Genomic DNA, 23,940 nt, shown 5'->3' with positions numbered 1-23,940 from the left:
GACAGCCGAAACGTGATCCCCGTCACTCGGTTAACGCGAGACCGTCTCGTTCTCCTAGTGTGTCCTCCCAGTGACTTCCTTCGACACCTCTCCCCAACTGAACGTCTGGCGCGCACTGCTCGCGCTGGCCGTGGTGTTCGTGATGCTGGCGACCACCGGGTGGACCGCGCTCAAGGGCCACCGAGCCACCACCCCGCTCCAGGCGTCGCTCAGCGCCTGGGAGCACGGTCGCATCGCAGGACACGACCTCCCCGACCCGGACGCCTCCCCCGCCCGGCTCGCCGTCTTCTTCGCCTCGCTCACCGCTCAGCAGCGCGCCAGGCTCGCCCACCGCTACCCGCTCGCGGTCGGCAACATGAACGGCGCCCCCGTCGAGCTGCGCTACCGCGCCAACCGCATCGCGCTCGGCCAGGCCCGCAAGACCGAGCTGAAACGCATGCACGACAGCCGCCTGTCCCCGGACGGGCAACGCGACGCGGGCCGTCGTATGCACCGCTACGAGTCGCTGATGAGCGACAAGCGGCACATCCTCGCCTTCGACCCGGAGGGCTCGGGCCGGGTCGCCGAGGTCTTCGGCAGCCTGACCAAGGCGGAGCGGATCTCGGTCGTCGTCCCCGGCGTCGACACCGACCTGCTCACCTTCCAGCGCACCTACCGCAAGTACTCGGCCCCGGTCGGCATGGCCAAGTCCCTGTACGCGGCCGAGAAGGCGGCGAGCCCCTCGACGCGTACGGCCGTGATCGCCTGGGCCGACTACACCGCGCCCGGCGGCCTCGGCCTCGACTCGGCGACCGGCGTACGGGCCGCCGAGGGGGCGATCCGGCTGAACGCGCTGGTGCGCGCGTTGCCCGGCAGCGCCCCCGTCTCCCTGTTCTGCCACAGCTACGGCTCCGTGGTCTGCGGGGTCGCCGCACGCGAACTCCCGGGGCGGGTGGCCGACATAGCGGTGGCCGGCAGCCCCGGGATGCGGGTCGAGAAGGCCTCCCATCTGCACACCTCGGCGCAGGTGTGGGCGATGCGGGACGCGGACGACTGGATCCAGGACGTGCCGTACCTGGAGCTCGGCGGTCTGGGTCATGGAGCCGATCCGGTGTCCTCCGCGTTCGGGGCCCGGGTGCTGTCGGCGGCGGACGCGAAGGGGCACAGCGGCTATTTCGAGCCGGGTACCGAGAGCCTGCTGAACTTCGCCGAGATCGGCGTCGGCGCATACCGCTCGGTGCACTGCTCCGACAACGACAAGGCGTGCCGGGCGGGTTTGTCCGGCACCACGACGGACGGACGCGCGTAGAGGCGCAGGAATTGCGGTCTGCGCAGGGAGGCGACGGAGGAGCTCGTGCCGCATACGATGAGCCGCATGGGTGACGTACTGGCCGGATTTCATGCCGCCTGGGAGTTCGAGTCCGACTCTGTGCTCATCCGCTACGAACGCGGTATTCGAACACCCAAGCTCTTCCAGTCCCTGGGGGAGCGCCGGATTCCGCTGCGGGCCCTGTCCGGGGTGACCCTCACCCCCGGCAAGCGCGGCACGGTCGTCCTGCGCGCCGAGCTCAGACCGGGCGCGGACCCTCTCATGGAGGCGGCGGCCGGGCAGCTGAAGGAAGGGTGCGATCCGTATCGGCTGGTGCTGCCCGCCGAGCGCGAGACGCTCGCCGAGTACTACGCCGACGAGCTGCGGGCGTCGCTGCCCGCGCAGGACGGACCGGCGGAACGGTTTCTGGTGCCGGCGCCCGAGGTGCCGTTGTCCTTCAAGGCGTACGACGGGAAGGCGTCCTTCGACGGGAAGACCGTGTTCTTCCGGTGGTTCTGGACGGGCGCGTCGTCGGCGAAGTGGAAGGCGGGCGACCAGAGTTTCGCCGTGTCCCAGCTGAGTGGGGTGGAGTGGCGGTCGCCGGAGGTGTTCGAGGGGCATCTACGGCTGCTACGGAGTGACGTGGCGTCGCCTGCGCAGGCTGATCAGGATCCGGCGGCGGTGGTTTTCGGGCTGGGGTATGGGCCGGTTCATGAGTCGTTGCCGTTCGCTGCGGCGGTGTTGGCGGCGGTGCGGGAGAGAGGGCCGGCCGCGGTGGTCCCGGCTGCGCCGCGCCGGGACCCTGCGGATATTGCTGAGCGGATTCGCCATCTTGGAGAGCTGCATCAGGCTGGGTTGGTGACTGATGAGGAGTTCTCTATGAAGAAGGCGGAGTTGTTGGCTGAGTTGTGAGGTAGTTCGTCGGGTGCGGGTGGTTCGTGGCTGGTCGCGCAGTTCCCCGCGCCCCTAAAAGCCAAAAGCCTCTTTACTCACGTCCCGCAGAAGTGAACGTCATATCGGCGTAGCGATCGCCCGCGACCTTTCCTGCGATCGGTTCCAGCAGGGTCAGTTCCTCCGCCGTCAGTTCGATGGTCACCGCCGCTACGTTCTCCTCCACCCTGCTTGCCTTCCTCGTGCCCGGGATCGGGATCACCGGGAGGGCGTGGACCTTGGTCTGTTGCTGGACCCAGGCCAGGGCTACCTGGCCCAAGGACACCCCGTGAGCCTCGGCCACCGTGCGGATCGGTTCCAGTAGGGCCACGTTCGATGCCGCGTTCTCGCCTGTGAAGCGGGGCTGCTGGCGGCGGAAGTCGTCGGCGGTGAGGTCCTTGTCGGCGTTGGCGAAGGAGCCGGTGAGGAAGCCGCGGCCGAGCGGGGAATAGGGGACCAGGGTGACGCCGAGGTCGCGGGCGGTCGGGACCACGCCCGTCTCGATGTCCCGGCTGAACAGGGACCACTCCGACTGGACCGCGGCGATGGGGTGGACGCCCTGGGCCGCCCGCAGTTCGGCGCCGGTGACCTCGCTCAGGCCCAGGTGCTTGACCTTGCCCTCGCGGACCAGGTCGGCCATGACGCCGACCGTCTCCTCGATCGGCACGTTCACATCGCGCCGGTGCATGTAGTAGAGGTCGATGACGTCGACGTCGAGACGCTTGAGGCTGGACTCGACGGCCTGGCGGATGTAGGGCGGGTCGTTGCGGATGATGCGCCGGGTCGGGTCGTCCGGCGGGACCGCCAGGGCGAACTTGGTGGCGATCACGACCTCGTCGCGGTGGGCCTTGAAGAACGGGGAGAGGAACTTCTCGTTCTCCCCGGCGCCGTAGGCGTCCGCCGTGTCGTAGAGGGTGACGCCCAGTTCCAGGGCGCGTTCCAGGGTGGCGCGCGACTCGCCCGCGTCGGCGGGGCCGTAGGCGAAGCTCATGCCCATGCAGCCGAGGCCCTGTACTCCCACCTCGGGGCCGTCGGCGCCCAGTCGTGCGGTGGGGATCGTGCGGTCGGTCATCCGGCTTTCTCCGTTTCGTAGGCACGACCGGCGTCGGCGTAGAAGCTGATCTTCCGGTCGAGAACGGCGAGGGTGTCCTGGAGTTCCGCGATCCGGGACAGGACGTCCCGCCGGGTCGTCTCCAGGAGCTCGTACCGTTCGGTGAACGTGTGGTCGCCCTCGCGCACCAGTTCCGCGTACCGCACCATGTCGGCGACCGGCATGCCGGTGAGCCGGAGCTTGCCGACGAGGTCGAGCCAGTCCAGGTCGCGGTTGCTGTACCGGCGCTGGCCGGTGTGCGAGCGGTCGATGTGCGGCATCAGGCCGATGCGCTCGTACCAGCGCAGGGTGTGCGCGGACAGTCCGGTAAAGGCGACGACTTCGCTGATCGTGTAGCTGTCCTGGCCCTCGGGGCGCCGGTGCGGGTGCGGCGGGGCGGCACAGCTGTCGGTCCTGGTGCCCGGGGTGGTCTCCATCACCGTCATGACCCCCACGCTAAAACCTTGGAGTGCACTCCAAGCAAGCGGAACAGGTAAGAAATCCGCAGGACGGGACGGGGCGCGGTGGCTAGCGTGCGGGACATGAGTCTCGTACGACGTGCTGAGCCCGAGGATGCCCAGGAAGTGCTGCGGCTGCGCCAGGTGATGATCGACTCGATGACCGACGCCGACCCGTCCACAGAGTGGCACACGGAATCGCTGCCGGTGCTGGAGTCCCGGCTGGCGGAGGCGGACGGGGACTTCGCCGCGTTCGTCGTCGACCACCCCGAGCGGCCCGAGGCGCTGGCCGCGCTGGTGTGCGGGACGGTGGAGTACCGGATCGGCAAGGCGGGCAACCCGCACGGTGTCGTCGGGTTCGTCTTCAGTGTCGCCACCGACCCGGACGCCCGGCGGCGGGGGTACGCGCGGGCCGGCATGACCGCGCTGCTGGAGTGGTTCCGTGAGCGCGGTGTCCGCCGTGTCCAGCTCACCGCGTCCACCGAGGCCAGGACGCTGTACGACTCCCTGGGCTTCCTGCCCAAGCCGGACCCGTTGCTGGAGCTGAGCCTGTGAGCGCTTAGTCTCGACGGCATGTCGCTGAAGAGCCTCGCGCTGATCGAGAACTGGCCGGTTCCCACCGCCGCGGCGGGTGTCGTACGGGCCGACGGTTCGGTCCTCGGTACCCACGGGCCCGTCGACCGGCGCTTCCCGCTGGCCTCGGTCACCAAGCCGCTCGCGGCGTACGCGGCGCTCGTCGCGTACGAGGAGGGCGCGATCGAGCTCGACGAGCCGGCGGGGCCCGCCGGGGCGACGGTCCGGCATCTGCTCGCCCACACCTCGGGGCTGGCCTTCGACGAGCACAGGGTGACCGCGCCTCCCGGTGAGCGCCGGCTGTACTCCAACGCCGGGTTCGAGCAGCTCGGCGACCACATCGCGAAGGCGACGGACATCCCCTTCGCCGAGTACCTGCGCCAGGCGGTCCTGGAGCCGCTGGGCATGGCGTCGACCTCGCTGGAGGGCTCGCCGGCCAAGGACGGTGTGTCGACGGTCGGGGATCTCGTCCGGTTCGCCGCCGAGGTCCAGGCACCGCGCCTGCTCGACCCGCGCACGGTCGCCGACGCGATGACGGTCCAGTACCCGGGCACGAAGGGCGTCCTGCCGGGCTACGGCCACCAGAACCCCAACGACTGGGGCCTCGGCTTCGAGATCCGCGACTCCAAGTCCCCTCACTGGACGGGGAGTTCCTCCTCGCCGCGCACCTTCGGGCACTTCGGTCAGTCCGGTACGTTCCTGTGGATCGACCCGGACGCGGGCGCGGCCTGCGTGGCGCTGACGGACCGGGCGTTCGGGCCGTGGGCGGTGGAGGCGTGGCCGCCGTTCACCGACGCGGTGCTCGCCGAACTCCGCGGCCGCTAGGCCATCTCCCACAGCAGCAGCTCGGCCCGCGTCACCGCCACGGCGTCCATGTCCTCGGCGTCGGTGATCCGGGCCGCGTCGCCGGGCCCCAACGCCTCGCCGGCCAGCCGGACTTCACCGCGTACGACATGGACGTACACGTGCGCCCCGTCCGGCACCGCCGTCCGCTCCCCCGCCGCGAGGCGCCGTACGTGGAGCATCGCGGCGGCCTCCGGGACGGCGTACGGGGTGGAGTCGGCGATGCCGCGGACGATCTCGTAGGCGGGGTCGCCGCCCGGCTCCTGCGGGGCCAGCCACATCTGAAGGAAGGTCAGGGGCCGGTCCCCGTCGTTGCGCTCCACATGCCGGACGCCCCCGGCGGAACTCAGCCGCTGCACGTCCCCGGCGCACACCTTCGTCTCGTGCCCCGCCGTGTCCCGATGCGTGAGCTCGCCCTCCACCACCCAGGTCACGATCTCGGTGTGACTGTGCGGATGCTCATCGAACCCGGCACCAGGCGCGAGCCGCTCCTCGTTGCAGGCGATCATCGCGCCGAAGCGCAGATTGTCGGGGTCGTAGTGGGCCCCGAAGGAAAAGGCGTGACGGGAGTCGATCCCGGCCGCCTGATCGCCCCCCGGGTAGCGCTCGTCGGCGCGTCGCACATCCATCACAAAGCCCACCGTAGACCCCGTCCCGGACCCCGCCAGCGCATGCTCCCGTCCGGATAAGGCAGTCTTGTCCCGTGCCCGAACCCGAAACCGGCAACACCGCAGCCGCCGCATCCGTCGTCCATCCGCACTCCGCGACCCTGAAGAGGCTGGAGAAGTCGTCCGGGTCTCTCGCCGCGCAGGCCATCGCGCGTATGGACGAGACACTGCCGTGGTACCGGGCCATGCCCCCGGAGAACCGTTCCTGGATCGGGCTGGTCGCGCAGGCCGGTATCGCCGCCTTCACCGAGTGGTTCCGGCATCCCGACGCTCCGCAGGCCATCTCCACCGACGTCTTCGGCACCGCTCCCCGCGAGCTGACCCGGGCCATCACGCTGCGGCAGACCGTCGAGATGGTGCGGACCACCATCGAGGTCATGGAGTCCGCGATCGACGAGGTCGCGGCGCCCGGTGACGAGTCCATCCTGCGTGAGGCCCTTCTCGTGTACGCCCGCGAGATCGCCTTCGCCACCGCCCAGGTGTACGCCCAGGCCGCGGAGGCACGGGGTGCCTGGGACGCCCGGCTCGAGTCGCTCGTCGTCAATGCCGTGCTCAGCGGGGAAGCCGACGAGGGGGCTGTCTCCCGGGCCGCCGCTCTCGGGTGGAACGCTCCCGAGCATGTGTGTGTCGTCCTCGGCACCGCCCCCGACGGGGACTCCGAGCTGACCGTCGAGGCCATCCGGCGGGCCGCCCGGCACGCCAAGCTCCAGGTGCTCACCGGGGTGCTCGGCGACCGGCTCGTCGTCATCGCGGGCGGCAGCGACAATCCGATCGGGGTCGCCAAGTCGCTGATCGGGCCGTATGCGGCGGGGCCGGTGGTCGCCGGGCCCGTCGTACCCGATCTGCTGGCCGCGACCCGGTCCGCGCAGGCCGCCGCGGCGGGGCTGAAGGCGTGTTCCGCCTGGCAGGACGCCCCGCGTCCGGTGCTGGCGGACGATCTGCTTCCGGAGCGTGCCATCGCCGGTGACCCCAGCGCCCGCGAGCAGTTGGTGGAGGAGATCTACAGACCGCTCGAGGAGGCCGGGTCGGCGCTGCTGGAGACGCTCTCCGTCTATCTCGAACAGGCGAGCAGTCTCGAAGGCGCGGCCCGGATGCTCTTCGTCCATCCCAACACCGTGCGCTACCGGCTTCGACGTGTGACTGACGTCACCGGCTGGTCGCCCTCGGATGTACGTTCGGCGTTCACGTTGCGGATCGCGCTGATCCTGGGGCGTCTGGCCGACGGCGATCTCCAGCTCTAGGCTTTTGTCGGGGGCCCACAAAACCCCCTCGTGTTCTTCGTCCCTGTCCCCACGGGCGGCCGTGGCCGTCCACAAGAGAGAGTGTGAGAGTGCTCGTACTCGTCGCTCCCGGCCAGGGCGCCCAGACGCCCGGCTTCCTGACTCCTTGGCTCGAACTCCCCGGTGCCGCCGACCGCGTCGCCGCGTGGTCGGACGCCATCGGGCTGGACCTTGCCCACTACGGCACACAGGCCGACGCGGACGCCATCCGTGACACCTCGGTGGCGCAGCCGCTGCTGGTCGCGGCCGGGATTCTGTCCGCCGCGGCACTGGGTGACATCGGCAGCGTCGCCCCGGGTGCCGTCGCCGGGCACAGTGTCGGTGAGATCACCGCCGCCGCCTTCGCCGGTGTCCTCGACGACACCGCCGCCCTCACCCTCGTACGCAAGCGCGGTCTGGCGATGGCCGAGGCCGCCGCGATCACCGAGACCGGGATGTCGGCGCTGCTCGGCGGCGACCCCGAGGTGACGGTTCCGCACCTGGAGAAGCTCGGGCTGACGCCGGCGAACGTCAACGGCGCCGGTCAGATCGTGGCCGCCGGCACCAAGGAGCAGCTCGCGGCGCTGGAGGCGGACAAGCCCGAGGGCGTGCGCCGGGTCGTGGCCCTTCAGGTGGCCGGCGCGTTCCACACGCACCACATGGGCCCGGCGGTCGACGCCCTGGCCGAGGCCGCCAAGGAGCTCGCGCCCGCCGACCCGAAGGTCACCTACGTCTCCAACAAGGACGGGCGGACCGTCGCCACCGGCGCCGAGGTGCTGGAGCGGCTGGTCGGCCAGGTCGCCAACCCGGTCCGCTGGGACCTGTGCATGGAGACGTTCAAGGAGCTCGGCGTCACCGCGCTCGTCGAGGTGTGCCCGGGCGGCACCCTCACCGGGCTCGCCAAGCGTGCCCTGCCGGGCGTGAAGACCCTGGCGCTCAAGACCCCCGACGACCTCGACGCCGCTCGCGAGCTCATCGCCGAGCAGAGCGCCTGAAAAGGAGCCAACGAGCAATGTCGAAGATCAAGCCCAGCAAGGGCGCCCCGTACGCGCGGATCATGGGCGTGGGCGGCTACCGCCCGACCCGGGTCGTGCCCAACGAGGTGATCCTCGAGACGATCGACTCGTCCGACGAGTGGATCCGTTCGCGCTCCGGCATCGAGACCCGGCACTGGGCGAACGACGAGGAGACCGTCGCCGCGATGTCGATCGAGGCGTCCGGCAAGGCCATCGCGGACGCCGGGATCTCCGCCGAGCAGATCGGCGGCGTGATCGTCTCGACGGTCTCGCACTTCAAGCAGACCCCGGCCGTGGCGACGGAGATCGCCGACAAGCTGGGCACGAACAAGGCCGCCGCGTTCGACATCTCCGCCGGCTGCGCGGGCTTCGGCTACGGCCTGACCCTCGCCAAAGGCATGATCGTCGAGGGCTCGGCGGAGTACGTGCTCGTCATCGGCGTGGAGCGGCTGAGCGACCTGACCGACCTGGAGGACCGTGCGACGGCCTTCCTGTTCGGTGACGGTGCCGGCGCGGTCGTCGTGGGCCCCTCCAAGGAGCCGGCCATCGGCCCGACGGTGTGGGGTTCCGAGGGCGACAAGTCCGAGACGATCAAGCAGACCGTGCCGTGGACGGACTACCGTTCCGGCGAGGTCGCCAAGTTCCCCGCCATCACGCAGGAGGGCCAGGCGGTGTTCCGCTGGGCCGTCTTCGAGATGGCGAAGGTCGCCAAGGAGGCGCTGGACGTCGCCGGCATCACCGCGGACGACCTGGATGTCTTCATTCCCCACCAGGCCAACGAGCGGATCATCGACTCGATGGTGAAGACACTCAAGCTGCCGGAGTCCGTCACGGTCGCCCGTGACGTTCGCACCACCGGCAACACCTCGGCCGCCTCGATCCCGCTCGCGATGGAGCGGCTCCTGGCGACCGGCGAGGCCAAGAGCGGCGACACCGCGCTCGTCATCGGCTTCGGGGCGGGTCTCGTCTACGCCGCCACTGTCGTTACCCTCCCCTAGGCACTCCGTGCCGGATCACACGGTCCGGTGCGGGAAGCACCACCTGCCACACCCTCTGGATCAAGAAGAAGGAGCGCCTCACATGGCCGCCACTCAGGAAGAGATCGTCGCCGGTCTCGCCGACATCGTGAACGAGATCGCCGGCATCCCGGTCGAGGACGTCCAGCTGGACAAGTCCTTCACCGACGACCTGGACGTCGACTCGCTGTCCATGGTCGAGGTCGTCGTCGCCGCCGAAGAGCGCTTCGACGTCAAGATCCCGGACGAGGACGTCAAGAACCTCAAGACGGTCGGCGACGCGACCGACTACATCCTCAAGCACCAGGCCTGAGCCACCCCTTAGGCCCGGCTGCCAAGGCCCCGCCACCCGGCGGTGGCGCCGCTGAATCCTCGTGATACTTGGAGAAAGATTTCCCGTGAGCCCGACCAATCGCACCGTGGTCGTCACCGGTATCGGCGCAACCACACCGCTGGGTGGCGACGCAGCCTCTACCTGGGAGGGTCTGATCGCCGGCAAGTCCGGTGTGAAGCCCCTGGAGCAGGAGTGGGCGGCCGACCAGGCCGTCCGTATCGCGGCGCCCGTCGCCGTGGAGCCGACCGAGGTCATCCCCCGGCCGCAGGCTCGCCGCCTCGACCGCTCGGCGCAGTTCGCGCTGGTCGCGGCCAAGGAGGCGTGGGCGGACGCCGGGTTCGAGGCCAAGGCCGGCGAGGACCCCGCCGTGGACCCCGACCGTCTGGGGGCCGTCATCGCCTCCGGCATCGGTGGCGTCACGACGCTGCTCGACCAGTACGACGTGCTGAAGGAGAAGGGCGTCCGCCGCGTCTCCCCGCACACCGTCCCCATGCTCATGCCGAACGGCCCCTCGGCCAACGTCGGTCTGCTCGTCGGCGCCCGCGCCGGTGTGCACACCCCGGTGTCGGCCTGCGCCTCGGGCGCGGAGGCCATCGGCTACGCCATCGAGATGATCCGCACGGGCCGCGCCGACGTCGTCGTCGCGGGTGGCACGGAGGCGGCGATCCACCCGCTGCCGATCGCCGCGTTCGGCAACATGATGGCGATGTCCAAGAACAACGAGAACCCGCAGGGCGCCTCGCGTCCTTACGACACCGCGCGCGACGGCTTCGTGCTCGGCGAGGGTGCCGGTGTCATCGTCCTGGAGTCCGCGGAGCACGCCGCCAAGCGCGGTGCCCGCGTGTACGCCGAGGCCGTGGGGCAGGGCATCTCCGCCGACAGCCACGACATCGTGCAGCCGGAGCCGGAGGGCCGGGGCATCGCCCACGCCCTGCAGAACCTGCTGGACAACAGCGACCTGGACCCGGCGGAGATCGTGCACGTCAACGCGCACGCCACCTCGACGCCGGCCGGTGACGTGGCCGAGCTGAAGGCGCTGCGCAAGGTGTTCGGCGACGACACCGACCACTTCGCGGTGTCCGCGACGAAGTCCATGACGGGCCACCTCCTCGGTGGTGCCGGTGGTGTGGAGTCCGTCGCCGCGATCCTCGCCCTGTACCACCGGGTGGCGCCGCCGACCATCAACGTCGAGAACCTCGACCCGGAGGCGGAGGCCAACGCCGACGTCGTCCGCGGTGAGGCGCGCAAGCTGCCCGTGGAGGGCCGTATCGCCGCGCTGAACGACTCGTTCGGCTTCGGCGGGCACAACGTGGTGCTGGCGTTCCGCACCGTGTGAGAAACGTTCTGAGAAGCGTTCGTACGTAACTGAAGGGCCCCCACCGGCCGGTGGGGGCCCTTCGGCGTGTCCACGATTGCTAGACCACCTGGTGCAGCCAGCGCACCGGTGCTCCCTCTCCCGCGTACCGGAACGGCTCCAACTCGTCGTCCCACGGCTTGCCCAGGAGTTTGGCGATCTCGGCCTCCAGGTCCGTCTCGCCCTGCTGGGAGCGGGTCAGGGCGGCGCGCAGCCGGTCCTCGGGGATGAGGATGTCGCCGTGGATGCCGGTGACGGCGTGGAAGATGCCGAGGTCGGGGGTGCAGCTGTAGCGCTCGCCCTCGGCCGTGGGGCAGGGCTCGGCGGTCACCTCGAAGCGGAGCAGGTGCCAGCCTCTGAGGGCCGACGCGAGCTTGGACGCGGTGCCCGGCTGGCCCTGCCAGGAGAACTCCGAGCGCCAGGTGCCGGGGGCCGCGGGCTGCCGGATCCAGTCGAGGTTGACGCGCGTGCCGAGCACTCCGGCGACGGCCCACTCGACGTGCGGGCACAGCGCGCGCGGAGCGGAGTGCACGTACAGGACTCCACGTGTCGTCACCGGGACCTCCGGGCAGAGCGGGACCATTGTGCGGACGAGATGAGTGGCGGTGGCGGCAGCCACGTTGATGGCGAGGCTACCGTGCGGCGGCGCAAGGAGTGTGACGTACCGTCGGTCCCGGTGCCGGGAAACGCCCGCCATTCACCCGGCAGGACGCTAGTACGGGGGGTTCGGGGTTCCCGGGGCATGGTCGGGAACTCCCGTGCGTTGTCATGGAGGGGGACGAATTTCGCAAGGGACTGCATGTCGACCGAGGGGGTCACCAGGGGATGCGTAGCCGTGGTGCGCGTGCCGTTCTCGCCGTCGTGACGGCGGGTGTTCTGGGCGTCGCGGGGTGCGATGCCGTCGGTGGCAACGCGTCGGAGCCGTCCGGCACCGCGGCGCAGAGAGTGAAGCCGTCCCCGTCGCCGACGCCACTGTGGGACCGCAGTCCGGCGTCCCTCGCCGCGGTCGGTGACTCCATCACCCGGGGTTTCGACGCCTGTTCGCTGCTCAAGGACTGCACGGAGGCGTCGTGGGCGACCGGCAGCGACACCGAGGTCGACAGTCTGGCCGTACGCCTGCTGGGGCGGGCGAAGGCGGCGTCGTCCAGCTGGAACTACGCGGTGACCGGGGCACGGATGGCCGATCTCGCCGGGCAGATGGCGCAGGCGGCGACGCGGAAGCCGGAGTTGGTGACGGTGATGGCGGGGGCCAATGACGCGTGCCGGGACTCGGCCGCGGCGATGACGTCGGTGGCGGACTTCCGGGCGCAGTTCGAGGAGGCGATGGACACGCTGCGGGCGGCGGCGCCGAAGGCGCAGGTGTATGTGGCGAGCGTGCCTGATCTCAAGCGGCTGTGGTCGCAGGGGCGGACCAATCCGCTGGGCAAGCAGGTGTGGAAGCTGGGGATATGCCCGTCCATGCTGGGCGACCCCGACGATCTGGCCGCGGCGGCGACCGAGCGGCGCGACACCGTGCAGGACCGGGTGGAGGCGTACAACGAGGTGCTGGAGACGGTGTGCGCGAAGGACAAGCGGTGCCGTTTCGACGGCGGCGCGGTCTACGCGTACCGGTTCGGGACCGACCAGTTGAGCCACTGGGACTGGTTCCACCCGAGTGTGAACGGCCAGGCGCGTCTGGCCGAGATCGCCTACCGGAAAATCACCGCTCCCGCCGCGTGACCTAAAGTTCCGCACATGAACGAACTCTTCGGCACACTTCCCGACGGCACCCCGGTTCACCGCTGGACGCTGGAGCGGGCCGGTGTGCGGGTGCGGGTGTTGTCGTACGGCGGGATCGTGCAGTCGGTGGAGGTGCCGGACCGGGACGGGCGCGTCCAGGACGTGGTGCTGGGGTTCGCGGAGCTGGACGGCTATCTCACGCACACCGGGCCCTACTTCGGCGCCCTGATCGGCCGGTTCGCGAACCGGATCGCCGGTGGCCGCTTCCCGCTGGACGGGGTGACGTACGCGCTCGCCCCCAACGGCGCGCCCAACTCGCTGCACGGCGGTGAGCGCGGCTTCGACAAGCGGGTGTGGGACGTGGAGCCCGCCGGCGAGCACGGGCTGCGGCTGTCGCGGGTCAGTCCGCACGGCGAGGAGGGGTTCCCGGGGCGGCTCGACGTCTCGGTGACCTACGCGCTGGACGCCGACGGGGCGCTGCGGATCGCCTACGAGGCGACGACGGACGCGCCGACCGTCGTCAACTTCACCAACCACAGCTACTTCAACCTGGCCGGGTCCGGGAACGCGGGCGGTCATGAGCTGCGGCTGGCCGCCTCCCGGTACACGCCGGTGGACGCGGAGCTGATCCCGACCGGGGTGCTGGAGGACGTGACGGGCGGGCGGTTCGACTTCCGGGAGGGGCGCAAGACCGGGTCGGGCTACGACCACAACTTCGTGCTCGACAAGGGCGTGACGGACACCCCCGTCGAGGTCGCCGAGCTGCACGATCCCTCCTCCGGCCGCGTACTGACCGTCTCGACCACCGAGCCGGGCCTGCAGCTGTACACCGCCGACCATCTGCCCGAGCCCTTCGCCCCCTGCGACGGCGTGGCGCTGGAGACCCAGCACTTCCCCGACTCCCCCAACCACCCCGAGTTCCCGAGCACGGTGCTGCGCCCCGGCGAGGTGTTCCGCTCGGAGACGGTGTACGCGTTCGGCACGCGCTGACGTCGCCGGGAAAGCATTTGCCCCGGCCCGGGTGTCAGGTCCCGGGCCGGGGCTGCTCATGGGGAGACTTGTCCCGGATCAGACGTTAATCGTCTCGGTGAGGCGGTGGTCCGTGATCGAGCGGCCGACCTGGATCTCGTACGAACCCTTCACAAACGACCACGCCCCCTCCTCCTCGTTCCAGGTCTCGAAGGCCCGGCGGGGGATCTCGACCGTGACCTCGGCGGTCTCGCCGGGGGCCGCCTCGACCCCGGCGAAGCCGGCGAGGGCGCGCTCCGGGCGGTCTCCCGGCTCGGCGGGCGCGAGGTAGACCTGGACGACTTCACGGCCGGCACGCTCGCCGGTGTTGCGGACGCGGACCTTGACGGTCGTACCGGTGACCTCGACGGATTCGTAGGCCCAGTCGGTGTAGCCGAGGCCGTGGCCGAAGGGGTACGAGGGGGTGCGGCCCTCCTTGGCCCAGGCGCGGTAGCCGATGAAGACGTCCTCGGTGTAGGGGAGCCGGCCCTCCTGCGGGGTGACCTTGGTGACCGGGGCGGCGTCCAGGGAGCCCCAGGTGGTGGGGAGGCGGCCGCCGGGCTCGTGGGCGCCGGTGAGGACGTCGGCGAGGGCCGCGCCGCCCTCCTGGCCGGGGAACCAGCTGAGCAGGACGGCGGCGACGTCGTCGCGCCACGGCAGTTCGACCGGGGAGCCGGAGTTGACGACCACGACGGTGTTCGGGTTGGCGGCGGCGACGGCGCGGACCAGGTCGTCCTGGCGGCCGGGGAGGTTCAGGTCCTTGCGGTCGAAGCCCTCGGACTCGACGCGGTCGGTGGTGGCGACCACGACGACGGCCGTGTCGGCGTCCCGGGCGGCCGCCACGGCCTCCGCGATCAGTTCGTCGGGGTCGCGCTGCGGCTCTTGGTTGGCGAGGGCGAAGGCGATGACCGCGAAGGGGAGGTCCTCGGGGAGGTGGAAGACGTGGGTGAGGGAGACCTCGACCGGTTCGCCCGCGGTGAGTTCGACCTCGGCGCGGGGCACCGGGGAGCCGAAGAAGGCCTCGAAGGGGTCGCTGGTGTCGCCGGGCGGCTGGACGGTGTCGAAGTACGTGGTGCCGTCGACGGTGAGGGTGAAGGCGCCGACGCCCTTGATGCCGAAGGTGTGGGTGCCGCTGTCGCGCGGGGTGAAGGTGCCGGTGAGCTCGATGGTGTGGAGGGCGTCGTGCGTGACGCCGTCGGGGAGGTCGCTGCCCATCCACTGGATCTGGCCGTTGGGCGCGGAGCCGGTGCCGATGACCTGGCCGTCGGCGTCCCGGCAGACGGCGCGCAGGGTGAAGCCCTTGTCGGCGACGGCGAGTTCGGTGTTCGGGTCGGCGCCGACGGCGTACGTCAGGTCGGGGACGGCGGCGGTGAGGCCGTCGAGCGGGGAGACGATCCGGGACGGGAAGACGGTGGCGGAGCCGCCGCCGAGGACACGGGCGTCGCGGGCGGCGGCGCCGATGAGGGCGACGCTGCCGGGCTTCAGCGGCAGGGCGCCCTGGTTGCGCACCAGGACGAAGGCGCGGCGGGCGATCTCGCGGGCCAGCGCCTGGCCGTCGACGGTGTCGGGGAGTTCGGTGACGACGGGTTCGGTGTCCGCCAGGGCGCCGACGCGGGCGGCCAGGCGCAGGACGTTGCGGACGGCGGCGTCGACCTTGGCCTCGTCGACCTCGCCGTCCCGCACGGCCTGGGCGAGCGCGGGGCCGTAGACGGTCTGCGGGCCCGGCATGGCGACGTCGAGGCCGCCCTCGATGGCGCCCTTGGTGGAGCGGGCGGCCATCCAGTCGGAGACGTTGTAGCCGTCGAAGCCCCACTCGCCGCGCGCGATGCCGTTCACCAGGTGGTGGTGCTCGGTCATGGTGACGCCGTTGACCTGGTTGTAGGCGGTCATGATGCCCCAGGGGTGGGCGTTCTCGACGATGAGCTCGAAGGGCCGCAGATACAGCTCGCGCAGGGCCCGTTCGGAGACGACGTTGTCGACGGTGAAGCGGTCGGTCTCGGCGTCGTTGGCGACGAAGTGCTTGACGGTGGTGCCGACGCCGCCGGACTGGACGCCGTTCACATAGCCCGCGCCGATCAGACCGGTCAGGTACGGGTCCTCGCTGTAGGCCTCGAAGTGGCGGCCGCCGAGCGGGGAGCGGTGCAGGTTGACGGTCGGGGCGAGCAGCACGTGGACGCCCTTGCGGCGGGCCTCCTGGGCGAGCAGGACGCCTGCGCGGCGGGCGAGTTCGGGGTCCCAGGTGGCGCCGAGGGCGGTCGGCGAGGGCAGCGCGATCGACGGGTCGTCGGCGGTCCAGCGCACGCCGCGGACGCCGATCGGGCCGTCGGACATGACGAGGGACTCGAGGCCGATCTCGGGCAGGGCGGGCAGCGTCCACATGTCCTGGCCGGACAGCAGCCGGGCCTTGGCGTCCAGGTCGAGCTTGCCAAGGGCGGCCTCGACGGCGGCCTCGCGGGCGTGGTCGGCCGGGGTGGTGGAGTGGGCGCCCGCCATTGGGTCCTCCTGGTTTCGGGGCTGTGCGGTCCGCGAGGGCCTGTGCGGCGGCCCGCGGTTCTCCCATCGTGCACCCGTTACCTGTAGACCGGTAGGTTTCGTTATCTCTACGTTACATTTGGCATACGGTCATGCCGTACGGTGAGCTCATGAACGCCAGGGTCAGGAGCGAGGAGCGACGCGCGGAGATCGTGCGGGCAGCGCTGGAGGTGATCGCCGAGCGCGGTTACCGGGGGGCAAGCCTGGCCGCGGTCGCCGAGCGGGTCGGCCTGACCCAGCAGGGGCTGCTGCACTACTTCCCGACCAAGGACGCGCTGCTCGTCGCCGTACTCACCGAGCGGGACCAGTGGGACGCGGTGCCGGACACCCAGTGGCGGGTCGATCTGCTCGTCTCGCTGGTGGAGTACAACGCGATGCGGCCCGGCATCATCCAGACCTTCTCGGCGCTGCTCGGCGAGAGCGTCACCGAAGGGCACCCGGCGCGCGGCTACTTCACCGAGCGCTATGCGAAGGTGCGCGAAAACATGGCGGCGGTGCTGCGCGCCGAGTACGGGGACCAGTTGCCGAACGGACTCACCCCCGAGCGCACGGCACCGCTGCTGGTGGCCGTGATGGACGGACTTCAGTACCAGTGGCTGCTGGACCCCGAGTCGGTGGACATGCCGGGCGCCTTCCGGGACTTCCTCACGCTGCTGGGCGAGAACCCGCACTGACCGCGGCGACGACCTCCACCTCGATCTGCGCCTCCTCCTTGAAGAGCCGCGGCACCTCGAAGGTCATGCTGGTGGGCGGGGTGCCGGTGAGGAACTCCCGTCGTACGGCGCCGTATTCGGCGAGGCGGCCGATGTCCGTCAGATAGGTCCGGATGTTGACGACATCGGCGAGCGTGGCGCCGTGCGCCTTCAGCAGCGCCTCGATGGTCTCGAAGACGCCCCGGCTCTGCTCGGCGAGGGTGTCGCCCTCGGCTATCTGGCCGGAGAGGAACAACAGGGCGCTGCCGTCGGCCTGTTCGACGCGGGCGACCTGGGAGTAGTAGGGGCTCAGGGGCTGGGGCGCGGAGGCCGGGTTGTCGAGGGTGATCTTCACGGGGTTCCTTCAGCTGAGGGTGGTACGGATGCGGGCGGCGGCCACGGAGATGTCGGTGCCGGGTTCGGCGACCCGCCGGTAGTGGGTCAACGCGGCCTCGGTCACGGGCAGTTCGGCGGCCTGCGTGGCCAGGGCGAGGTCCTTGACCGCGAGCGCCGTGTCGAAGTGGACGCCCTCCGCGAAGGCACGGGCCACGGCTCCCCCGAGAGGACTGTTGGCGAGGGCCGCGCGGGCCGTCTCGCCGTCCAGGCCGAGGGCGTCGGCGAGCCGCAGCGCCTCGGCGACGACCGCGATCCCGCCGATGACGGCCGAGTTGACGACGAGCTTGAGCGCGGCGCCGGAGCCGAGCGGCCCGGTGCGGGTGACGGTGCCGAGATGCGCGAGGACGTGCTCGACGCGGGCCGTGTCACCGCCCGCGAGGATGCCGAGCGTGCCCGCGGCGGCCTTGTCGGTGCTGCCCATGACCGGGGCGTCGACGACGGAGACCCCGGTGAACCGGTCGAGGCGCCGTACGGCTTCGGGCCCGACGGTGGACATGTCGATCCAGTGAGTGCCGGGGCGCAAGGCTGGTGAGATGGCCCCCGTGACCGCCTCCAGCGCCTCTGGCCCGGCGAGCATGGTGATCACGACGTCGGCGTCCCGTACGGCGTCGGCGGGCGACGCGGCCGCGACGGCTCCCTCGGCGACGAGGGGCGCGGCCTTCTCGGCGGTGCGGTTCCAGACGGTCAACGGGTGGCCGGCGGCGAGGAGTCGGCGAGCCATGGGGGCGCCCATGTGTCCGAGGCCCAGGAATGCGATGTGCTCCATGACGACGACGCTATGCGGCGCCTGACAGATGCGACAAGCGAATGTCTAGCATGGCTGCCATGCCGAACTCGCATGAATTCGAGGCGCTCGACCTCTCGACCGTCTGGCTGCGGGCGTTCCTGGAGGTGGCCCGGCAGGGGTCCTTCACCGTCGCCGCGCGGAACCTCGGCTGGACCCAGTCCGCGGTGTCCCGGCAGATCTCCTCACTGGAGGCGGCGCTGGGCGGTGCCCCGCTCTTCGACCGGCTGCCGCGCGGCGTACGGCTCACGGAGGCCGGCCGGGTGCTCGTGCCGTACGCGGAGACCGTCGCCGAGGCGCTGCGCGGGGCCGGGCGCGAGTTGGCGTCCCTGCGGGAACTCGCGGGCGGGCGGCTGCGGTTCGGGGCGTTCGCGACGGCCGACGCGGCGCTGGTGCCGCAGGCGCTGGCCGTGTTCCGGGCCCGGCATCCGGAGGTGCGCGTCGCCCGGGAGGAGGGGCTCACACCGAGGCTCCTGGAGCGGCTGGCCGCCGGGCATCTGGATCTGGCGGTCGTCTCGACGACGGGGCGTCCGCCGCTGGAGTCGTACGACCTTCACCATCTCCTTGACGAGTCCCTGTACGTCGCCGTCCCCGCCGGGCATCCGCTGGCGGGTGGAGGGCTGGTGCGGCTCGGGCGGTTCGCCGACGCGGAGTGGATCTCGGGGAGCGCGCGTCCGGAGGGGACGTTGCTGGATGCGGCCCTGCGGGAGGGGTTTCGGCCACGGGTTTCGCATGTCGTCGCCGAGTGGACGGCCAAGCAGGGGTATGTGGCGGCGGGGCTGGGGGTGGCGTTGGTGCCGGCGCTGGCGGCGGGGTCGGTGCGGGCGGATGTCGCGCTGGTGCCGGTGTTGGATGACGGGGGGTCGGCGCGGGCTGTGTATGCGGCGACGGTGCGGGGGCGGGTGGTGGCGCCGGTGGTGGAGGCGTTTGTGGTGGCGTTGCGGGAGGCTTCGCGGATGGGGTGGTGACGAATCTGCGGGCCGGTGGGGGCTGGTCGCGCAGTTCCCCGCGCCCCTTAACGGCGTTGGCGCACCGGCACCCTTCAAGTCGCGCCCCGTGGCGTAGACCACTTCTGTCACGCAATACTTCTAGCCACTCCCCCCACACCATACGGAGGCTGAACTCCCGTGACTTCCCTACGTGTTCGGATCGGTGTCCTCGGATTCGCCCTGGTGGCCGGGCTCACCGCCACCCCGCACCCCGCCCAGGCCACCACCGCCACCGTCGAGGAGCAGCGGCTCGGCAACGCGGTGCCGCAGGAGATTCTTGCGCGGTCCGGATTCGATGACGTGGCACCGGAGTTCGCCGAGGCCCTCGGGGCGGCGCGCTCCTACGCGCAGGCCCGGCGGGTCGTCGTACGCGAGGGGTCGGCCCTCTGGAAGCGGGCCGTCGACCGGGCGCAGGGGCGTGGGCCCGCCGGTGGGGATCTGAGCCGGGACGACGATCGGCCGCTGTACTGGGCGCGGTTGGGGATGACCAGGGAGGTGCGGGGATGGGAGCCGGCGTTCGGGCTCAGCGACGCCCAACGGGCCGCGCTGCTCGACCAGTTGGAGCGGACCTCGCGCGGGCAGACCGACATCCACTATCCCAAGGGCCCCCACAAGCGCGTCCTCGTCACCGGCTTCGATCCGTTCACGCTCGACCGGGACATCCGGATCTCCAACCCGTCCGGGGCCACCGCACTCGCCCTCGACGGGACGGTGATCCAGACGGCGGACGGGCCCGCCCGGGTGGAGACCGCCATGTTCCCGGTGCGGTGGCAGGACTTCGCGGACGGGACCGTCGAGCGGACACTTCGGCCCTATCTGAGGAAGGTCGACCTGTTCACGACCGTCAGTCAGGGGCGCGTCGGGCGGTTCGACGTCGAGCGGACCAACGGGGCCTGGCGGGGCGGGTTCCCGGACAACGAGAACGTGAGCCGGACGGAGACCGTGCCGGTCGCCGATCCGGCCTCGCAGCCGCAGTGGACGACGACCACCTTGCCGTACAAGGCGATTGTGGCCGCGACCACCGGCCGGTTCCCCGTCTACGACAACACCAGCGTGACCGAGATACCTGCTGGAGGGACGGACCCCGTCGTCCGCCCGGACGGGCCGACGGAGGGGTCGACGGCCCGGGCCGGGGGCGGCGGGAACTATCTGTCCAACGAGATCGCCTATCGCGCCACGCTGTTGCGGGACCGGCTGGGGCTGCACGACCGGCTGCCGGGTGGGCATGTGCACACGCCCGTGCTCCAGTTCGGGGCCGGGAACACGACCGAGGTGACCGACCCGGAGTTCGTGGCTAACCGGCTCGACATCATCGCGCAGGTGCGGGCGATCCTGACGGTCGCCGTCAGTGCGACGGAGCGAACGCGAGGCTGACGCCGAGGCCGGCCAGGACCGAGCCGATCACCTTGTTGAGGACCTTCTGGCCGCGCAGCATCAGGGTGCGCATCCGGTCGTGCGAGAAGAAGACCGCGACGACGCCGAACCACAGCAGGTGGGCCAGCGACATGAACAGGCCGTAGCCCACCTGCTGGTAGACCGGGGTGCCGGGGCTGACGACCTGGGCGAAGGTCGAGACGACGAACAGGGTCGTCTTGGGGTTGAGGACGTTGGTGAGGAACCCGGAGCGCAGGGCCTGGAGGGGCGTGAGGTCCGACTTCGTCTCCAGGTCGACCTCGACCTCGCCTCGGGCACGGAAGGTGCGGACGCCGATGTAGACGAGGTAGGCCGCGCCGACCAGCTTGATGATCGTGAACAGGAAGGTGGAGGAGGCGATCAGCAGGCCCACGCCGAGCATCGTGTACGTGACGTGGACCAGGACGCCGGCGGCGACGCCGGTCGCGGCGAGGAGGCCGGTGCGGCGGCCGTGGAGGTAGCTGTTGCGGACGACCATGGCGAAGTCGGCGCCGGGGGCGATGACGGCCAGGACGGTGATGACGGCGACGGCGAATATCTCGGTCATGAGGTGATTTCCTCCACGTCGTCGGAGTCGTCCAGTGTCTCCTCACCCAGCAGTTCGCGGGCCATGAGGGTGGCGCCCGCGACCGCGCCCGGCATCAGGAACACCGCGACGAACGGGACCAGGAAGGCCAGGCCCAGAGGCGTGCCGAAGCCCCAGACCAGGGTCTTGCGGGAGCGCAACAGGGCGAGCCGGTCGCGGAGTTCGACGCCACGGCGCTGCATCGCGACGGCTACGAGTTCCTCGGTGAGGAAGAAGCCGGTCACGAAGAAGCCGAGGACGGGGACGACCGTCTGCCCGACGAACGGGATGAAGCCGAGGGCGAAGAGCAGGACGCCCCACAGCAGGGCACGGAAGAGAATCCGCAGGCTGTCCCGCGCCGAGATCCACAGCTCCCGCCAGAGCGGGAGGTTCGACTCGGGGGCGGAGCCGTCCGGGGAGACGTCACGGTCGACCTTCTCCGACAGGCTCTCGTAGAAGGGCTGACCTATGAGCAGCGTGACCGCGGTGAAGGTGAGCACCGCGAGGGCCAGGGCGAGCGCCCACAGCACGACGGTGAGGAAGCCACGGAAGAGGCCGAGCCAAGGGCTCGACCAGTCGTCGGCGAACGGTGTCGCCCAGGCGACGAAGTCGTCACCCCAGATCGCGAGCGACACCAGGGCCGCCCCGTAGAGAACGAGGGTGATAAGTCCCGGAATCAGCCCGAACTCGTACTGCTTGCCGTGCCGGGCCACCCACCGCTGGCCCTTCAGGAGGTACTTGAACCCCGCCCCAAGATCGCGCATGGCCGAACTCTATCGGGCGGGCGGGTTAGGGTTCGCGGTCGTGGACGCCACCGAACTTTCCCTGCGGGCCAGGACCTACAAGGGCTGGATACCGACCGCCATCGCCGACCTCCTCATCGAACGCGGGCACCTGGACGTGGTGCGGCGGCAGGCCGAGGCGGGTGACTGGCTGTGCGCGCGGCGCGTGGCGAAGCTGCTCGCCGCCGAGGACGCCCTGGCCTTGTTGCGGCCGTACGTCGACACAGGGTGGTGGGGTGCGGCGGACGCCGTCTCCGAGCTGCTGGAGGAGTGGGGCCGGCTCGACGACGCGGTCGCGCTCGTACGGCCGCACGCGGAGGGCGGGGAACGGCTCGCGGTACGACGGCTGGCGGAACTGCGGGCCGCGCAGGGGCGGGTCGACGAGGTGATCGCGCTGCTGGCGCCTGGCGTCGAGGACTGGTATCTGGCCGACGCGCTCGCCGAGCTGGCCGGGGGCGGCGGGCGGGACGACGAGGTGCTGGCGTTGCTCCCCGATCCGGGGCGGGAGTGCCGTGGCCGCTGTCAGGACGACGCGGCCCTGGCGGGCCGACGGGCGAAGGTCCTGGAGCGGCAGGGGCGGGTCGACGAGGCGGTGGAGCTGCTGCGGTCGTTCGCGCGGCGGGACAACGTCACGTACGTGAACGTCGTGGAGCAGCTCGCCGACCTGCTGGCCCGGTACGGGCGGGATGGCGAGCTGCGGGAGTTCGTGGCGGGAGACGGAGGCTCCCACGCCGCCTTCCGCCTCGCCGACCTGTTGGTTGAGCGCGGGCTGCTGGACGAGGGCTTGGAGGTGCTCCAGCCGTTCGTCGAGGCGCAATGGGGGCGGAACGCCGTGTGGAAGCGGGCCGAGCTGCTGAAGGCCGCCGGCCGGTTCGACGAGGCGATCGAGACGTTGCAGGGGTGCGCCGACGACGAGTGCATTCTCCCTGAGCTGTGCACCCTGCTGATCGAGCGGGGGCGGGCCGAGGAAGGGCTCGCGATCATCGACGACATTGCGCGCGAGAACGGCGGCATGCCAGCGGACCTCTTCCTTTGGCGGGTACGACTCCTTGCCGGGTGCGGACGTCAGGAGGCGGCCCTCGCCGAGCTGCGGGCCCATCCCGAAGCCGACGTCTGGTACATGGCGGACGAGCTGGCGGAGCTGCTGACGGAGCAGGGGCGGCTCGACGAGGCGGCGGAGGTGCTGGAGGCGAGCGACCGTACGGGCATGCGGCTGGCCGAGATCCGCATCATGCAGGGGCGCATCGAGGACGCCGTGACGCTCCTGTCCGAGCCCGAGCCCAAGCCAGTCGTCGTACCCGGCGGGTGGGGCAACAAGGCGACCGACCCCGACGACCCCTGGTCCACCGAACCCCCCTTCTGATCAGACGGCCGCCACCGACACCATCACCCCCGGTTCCGCAGCCGGACTCACCGCCGCGGAGACCCGTATCGCCGCCGCCCGGGCCACCCGCCCCGCGCGGGAGGCGCCGGCCAGCAGGACCGGCTGGAGGTGTTCCAGACCCGCCACCAGCAGCTCCTCGCCCGCGACCAGCACCGGCCCGGCCGCCTTGGTCGTCGCGGCTGCCGCCTCCGTGAGGTCGGCGAGGGGCTGGAGGGAGGCTCGGACGACGCCCGCGCCCGCTCCGGCCGCGCGTTCCGCCAGGGCCACCTGGAGCGGCATCAGCGGGGCCAGGGCGGCCGTCAACGCGTCGGCGATGCGGCGGAGTTCGGGGGACGAGTCCCGCAGGACCTCCGCCGCCGAGCGGATCAGCGGAGTGAGGGCGAGGAGGGTGCCGGCCGCGAGGCCCGCCGCGGCGGGGAGCAGCGGGGACATGGCCTCCACGAGGTCGCCCAGTGCCGTGGCGAACTCCTCCACCGCCGGCTCCACCGCGTCCAGCACCGGCAGCAGACTGTCGCCGAGCGCCGTGAGCAGGGCCTGAGCCGGCTGGCTGACGGGGTGCACGGCCAGGGGTGCGCCGCTCGTGCCGAGGCGGGTCAGAGTGTCGACGATGCGGTAGAACGCCTCCTGCGCCTGGGGCGACGCGCTGGCCTCGGCCAGTTCGGCGGTGGTCTGCCGCAGGACCCGGAGCACCTCCTGGCCCGAACCGTCTCTGGGGTCGAAGGTGTTGATCGCGATCCTGGTGATGTTGCCCGCGGTGTCCAGGAGTTGGCCGGTGATGTCCGTCGTGCTGCGGGCCATGCGCAGCACGTCGTCCCTGCTGGGGAGCGAAGGGATGGTTGCCATGGGT

At 71.1% G+C, this 23,940-nt stretch carries 25 protein-coding genes; 15 read left to right on the top strand and 10 right to left on the bottom strand.

Annotated features, from left to right (window positions below; genetic code table 11):
- The first annotated feature begins 70 nt into the window (after window positions 1–70).
- The gene (locus IQ210_RS04110) at window positions 71–1,288 is read left to right on the top strand and encodes an alpha/beta hydrolase (protein ID WP_194076980.1); all 1,218 of its coding nucleotides are present in this window, start codon (window positions 71–73) and stop codon (window positions 1,286–1,288) included.
- 57 nt (window positions 1,289–1,345) lie between these two features.
- On the top strand, window positions 1,346–2,200 hold the full coding sequence (locus tag IQ210_RS04105) for a DUF4429 domain-containing protein (RefSeq protein WP_194077123.1): 855 nt from the start codon (window positions 1,346–1,348) through the stop codon (window positions 2,198–2,200).
- Window positions 2,201–2,273: 73 nt separating this feature from the next.
- On the opposite strand, the gene IQ210_RS04100 is transcribed toward IQ210_RS04105, so the two are convergent.
- Window positions 2,274–3,290: an aldo/keto reductase gene (locus IQ210_RS04100; protein WP_194076979.1), complete on the bottom strand. Its 1,017-nt coding sequence runs from the start codon at window positions 3,288–3,290 to the stop codon at window positions 2,274–2,276.
- Window positions 3,287–3,754: a MerR family transcriptional regulator gene (locus IQ210_RS04095; protein ID WP_194076978.1), complete on the bottom strand. Its 468-nt coding sequence runs from the start codon at window positions 3,752–3,754 to the stop codon at window positions 3,287–3,289. The genes IQ210_RS04100 and IQ210_RS04095 overlap by 4 nt, the downstream gene beginning before the upstream one ends.
- A 96-nt stretch (window positions 3,755–3,850) precedes the next feature.
- Between IQ210_RS04095 and IQ210_RS04090 the strand changes: the two genes are divergently transcribed.
- Both IQ210_RS04090 and IQ210_RS04085 read left to right on the top strand, forming a co-directional pair.
- A complete protein-coding gene (locus tag IQ210_RS04090; RefSeq protein ID WP_194076976.1) occupies window positions 3,851–4,321 on the top strand; it encodes a GNAT family N-acetyltransferase in 471 nt (156 codons plus the stop codon).
- 18 nt (window positions 4,322–4,339) lie between these two features.
- Window positions 4,340–5,164 (top strand): serine hydrolase domain-containing protein, encoded by an 825-nt coding sequence (locus tag IQ210_RS04085; protein WP_194076975.1) that lies wholly within the window; start codon window positions 4,340–4,342, stop codon window positions 5,162–5,164.
- Here the strand turns inward: IQ210_RS04085 and IQ210_RS04080 are convergent.
- Window positions 5,161–5,811 carry a pirin family protein gene (locus tag IQ210_RS04080; protein WP_194076974.1) on the bottom strand — a complete coding sequence of 217 codons (651 nt, stop codon included), beginning with the start codon at window positions 5,809–5,811 and terminating at the stop codon, window positions 5,161–5,163. The genes IQ210_RS04085 and IQ210_RS04080 overlap by 4 nt on opposite strands.
- A 74-nt stretch (window positions 5,812–5,885) precedes the next feature.
- Here IQ210_RS04080 and fasR point away from each other — a divergent pair, with 74 nt between their 5' ends.
- The 5 genes from fasR to IQ210_RS04055 all read left to right on the top strand — a co-directional run bounded on the left by fasR (window position 5,886) and on the right by IQ210_RS04055 (window position 10,811).
- Window positions 5,886–7,091, top strand: a complete 1,206-nt coding sequence (gene fasR / locus IQ210_RS04075) for a fatty acid biosynthesis transcriptional regulator FasR (protein WP_194076972.1) — start codon at window positions 5,886–5,888, stop codon at window positions 7,089–7,091.
- 89 nt (window positions 7,092–7,180) lie between these two features.
- Window positions 7,181–8,104, top strand: a complete 924-nt coding sequence (locus IQ210_RS04070; RefSeq protein ID WP_194076970.1) for an ACP S-malonyltransferase — start codon at window positions 7,181–7,183, stop codon at window positions 8,102–8,104.
- Between the two features lie 17 nt (window positions 8,105–8,121).
- The gene (locus IQ210_RS04065) at window positions 8,122–9,123 is read left to right on the top strand and encodes a ketoacyl-ACP synthase III (RefSeq protein ID WP_194076968.1); all 1,002 of its coding nucleotides are present in this window, start codon (window positions 8,122–8,124) and stop codon (window positions 9,121–9,123) included.
- Window positions 9,124–9,205: 82 nt separating this feature from the next.
- Complete coding sequence (locus tag IQ210_RS04060) at window positions 9,206–9,454, top strand: acyl carrier protein (protein WP_015660680.1); 249 nt, start codon at window positions 9,206–9,208, stop codon at window positions 9,452–9,454.
- A gap of 85 nt (window positions 9,455–9,539) precedes the next feature.
- Window positions 9,540–10,811 (top strand): beta-ketoacyl-[acyl-carrier-protein] synthase family protein, encoded by a 1,272-nt coding sequence (locus IQ210_RS04055; RefSeq protein WP_194076966.1) that lies wholly within the window; start codon window positions 9,540–9,542, stop codon window positions 10,809–10,811.
- Window positions 10,812–10,890: 79 nt separating this feature from the next.
- Here the strand turns inward: IQ210_RS04055 and IQ210_RS04050 are convergent, their stop codons facing one another.
- The gene (locus IQ210_RS04050; RefSeq protein ID WP_059192193.1) at window positions 10,891–11,385 is read right to left on the bottom strand and encodes a DUF3145 domain-containing protein; all 495 of its coding nucleotides are present in this window, start codon (window positions 11,383–11,385) and stop codon (window positions 10,891–10,893) included.
- 269 nt (window positions 11,386–11,654) lie between these two features.
- On the opposite strand from IQ210_RS04050, the gene IQ210_RS04045 reads away from it, so the two are divergent.
- Window positions 11,655–12,548: an SGNH/GDSL hydrolase family protein gene (locus tag IQ210_RS04045; protein WP_194076963.1), complete on the top strand. Its 894-nt coding sequence runs from the start codon at window positions 11,655–11,657 to the stop codon at window positions 12,546–12,548.
- 15 nt (window positions 12,549–12,563) lie between these two features.
- Window positions 12,564–13,538 (top strand): aldose epimerase family protein, encoded by a 975-nt coding sequence (locus IQ210_RS04040; RefSeq protein WP_194076961.1) that lies wholly within the window; start codon window positions 12,564–12,566, stop codon window positions 13,536–13,538.
- 78 nt (window positions 13,539–13,616) lie between these two features.
- On the opposite strand, the gene IQ210_RS04035 is transcribed toward IQ210_RS04040, so the two are convergent.
- Window positions 13,617–16,049, bottom strand: a complete 2,433-nt coding sequence (locus IQ210_RS04035) for a beta-glucosidase (RefSeq protein WP_194076959.1) — start codon at window positions 16,047–16,049, stop codon at window positions 13,617–13,619.
- 131 nt (window positions 16,050–16,180) lie between these two features.
- Between IQ210_RS04035 and IQ210_RS04030 the strand changes: the two genes are divergently transcribed.
- The gene (locus tag IQ210_RS04030; protein WP_194076957.1) at window positions 16,181–16,762 is read left to right on the top strand and encodes a TetR/AcrR family transcriptional regulator; all 582 of its coding nucleotides are present in this window, start codon (window positions 16,181–16,183) and stop codon (window positions 16,760–16,762) included.
- Here the strand turns inward: IQ210_RS04030 and IQ210_RS04025 are convergent.
- A complete protein-coding gene (locus IQ210_RS04025; protein WP_194076955.1) occupies window positions 16,734–17,135 on the bottom strand; it encodes a RidA family protein in 402 nt (133 codons plus the stop codon). The genes IQ210_RS04030 and IQ210_RS04025 overlap by 29 nt on opposite strands.
- Before the next feature lie 9 nt (window positions 17,136–17,144).
- The gene (locus IQ210_RS04020) at window positions 17,145–17,942 is read right to left on the bottom strand and encodes an NAD(P)-dependent oxidoreductase (RefSeq protein ID WP_194076953.1); all 798 of its coding nucleotides are present in this window, start codon (window positions 17,940–17,942) and stop codon (window positions 17,145–17,147) included.
- Between the two features lie 50 nt (window positions 17,943–17,992).
- Between IQ210_RS04020 and IQ210_RS04015 the strand changes: the two genes are divergently transcribed.
- Together IQ210_RS04015 and IQ210_RS04010 are read left to right on the top strand one after the other, a co-directional pair.
- Window positions 17,993–18,928 (top strand): LysR family transcriptional regulator, encoded by a 936-nt coding sequence (locus IQ210_RS04015; RefSeq protein ID WP_407699678.1) that lies wholly within the window; start codon window positions 17,993–17,995, stop codon window positions 18,926–18,928.
- 159 nt (window positions 18,929–19,087) lie between these two features.
- Window positions 19,088–20,323, top strand: coding sequence for a pyroglutamyl-peptidase I family protein (locus tag IQ210_RS04010; RefSeq protein ID WP_194076949.1), 1,236 nt, complete (start codon window positions 19,088–19,090; stop codon window positions 20,321–20,323).
- Here the strand turns inward: IQ210_RS04010 and IQ210_RS04005 are convergent.
- Both IQ210_RS04005 and IQ210_RS04000 read right to left on the bottom strand, forming a co-directional pair.
- Window positions 20,295–20,909: a LysE family translocator gene (locus IQ210_RS04005; protein WP_194076947.1), complete on the bottom strand. Its 615-nt coding sequence runs from the start codon at window positions 20,907–20,909 to the stop codon at window positions 20,295–20,297. The genes IQ210_RS04010 and IQ210_RS04005 overlap by 29 nt on opposite strands.
- Window positions 20,906–21,691: an EI24 domain-containing protein gene (locus IQ210_RS04000; RefSeq protein ID WP_194076945.1), complete on the bottom strand. Its 786-nt coding sequence runs from the start codon at window positions 21,689–21,691 to the stop codon at window positions 20,906–20,908. The genes IQ210_RS04005 and IQ210_RS04000 overlap by 4 nt, the downstream gene beginning before the upstream one ends.
- Here IQ210_RS04000 and IQ210_RS03995 point away from each other — a divergent pair.
- Entirely contained in the window at window positions 21,690–23,072 is a 1,383-nt protein-coding gene (locus IQ210_RS03995; protein ID WP_228046747.1) for a hypothetical protein, read from the top strand. The two genes, IQ210_RS04000 and IQ210_RS03995, sit on opposite strands and share 2 nt — an antisense overlap.
- Here IQ210_RS03995 and IQ210_RS03990 read toward each other — a convergent pair whose 3' ends face one another.
- The gene (locus tag IQ210_RS03990; RefSeq protein ID WP_194076941.1) at window positions 23,073–23,936 is read right to left on the bottom strand and encodes a hypothetical protein; all 864 of its coding nucleotides are present in this window, start codon (window positions 23,934–23,936) and stop codon (window positions 23,073–23,075) included.
- Window positions 23,937–23,940 lie beyond the last annotated feature (4 nt).

The sequence above is a fragment of the Streptomyces justiciae genome, from assembly GCF_015163075.1.
Classification (GTDB): Bacteria; Actinomycetota; Actinomycetes; order Streptomycetales; family Streptomycetaceae; genus Streptomyces; species Streptomyces justiciae.
Note: the sequence above shows the minus strand (reverse complement) of the source record. Positions and strands in the feature narration are given on the sequence as shown.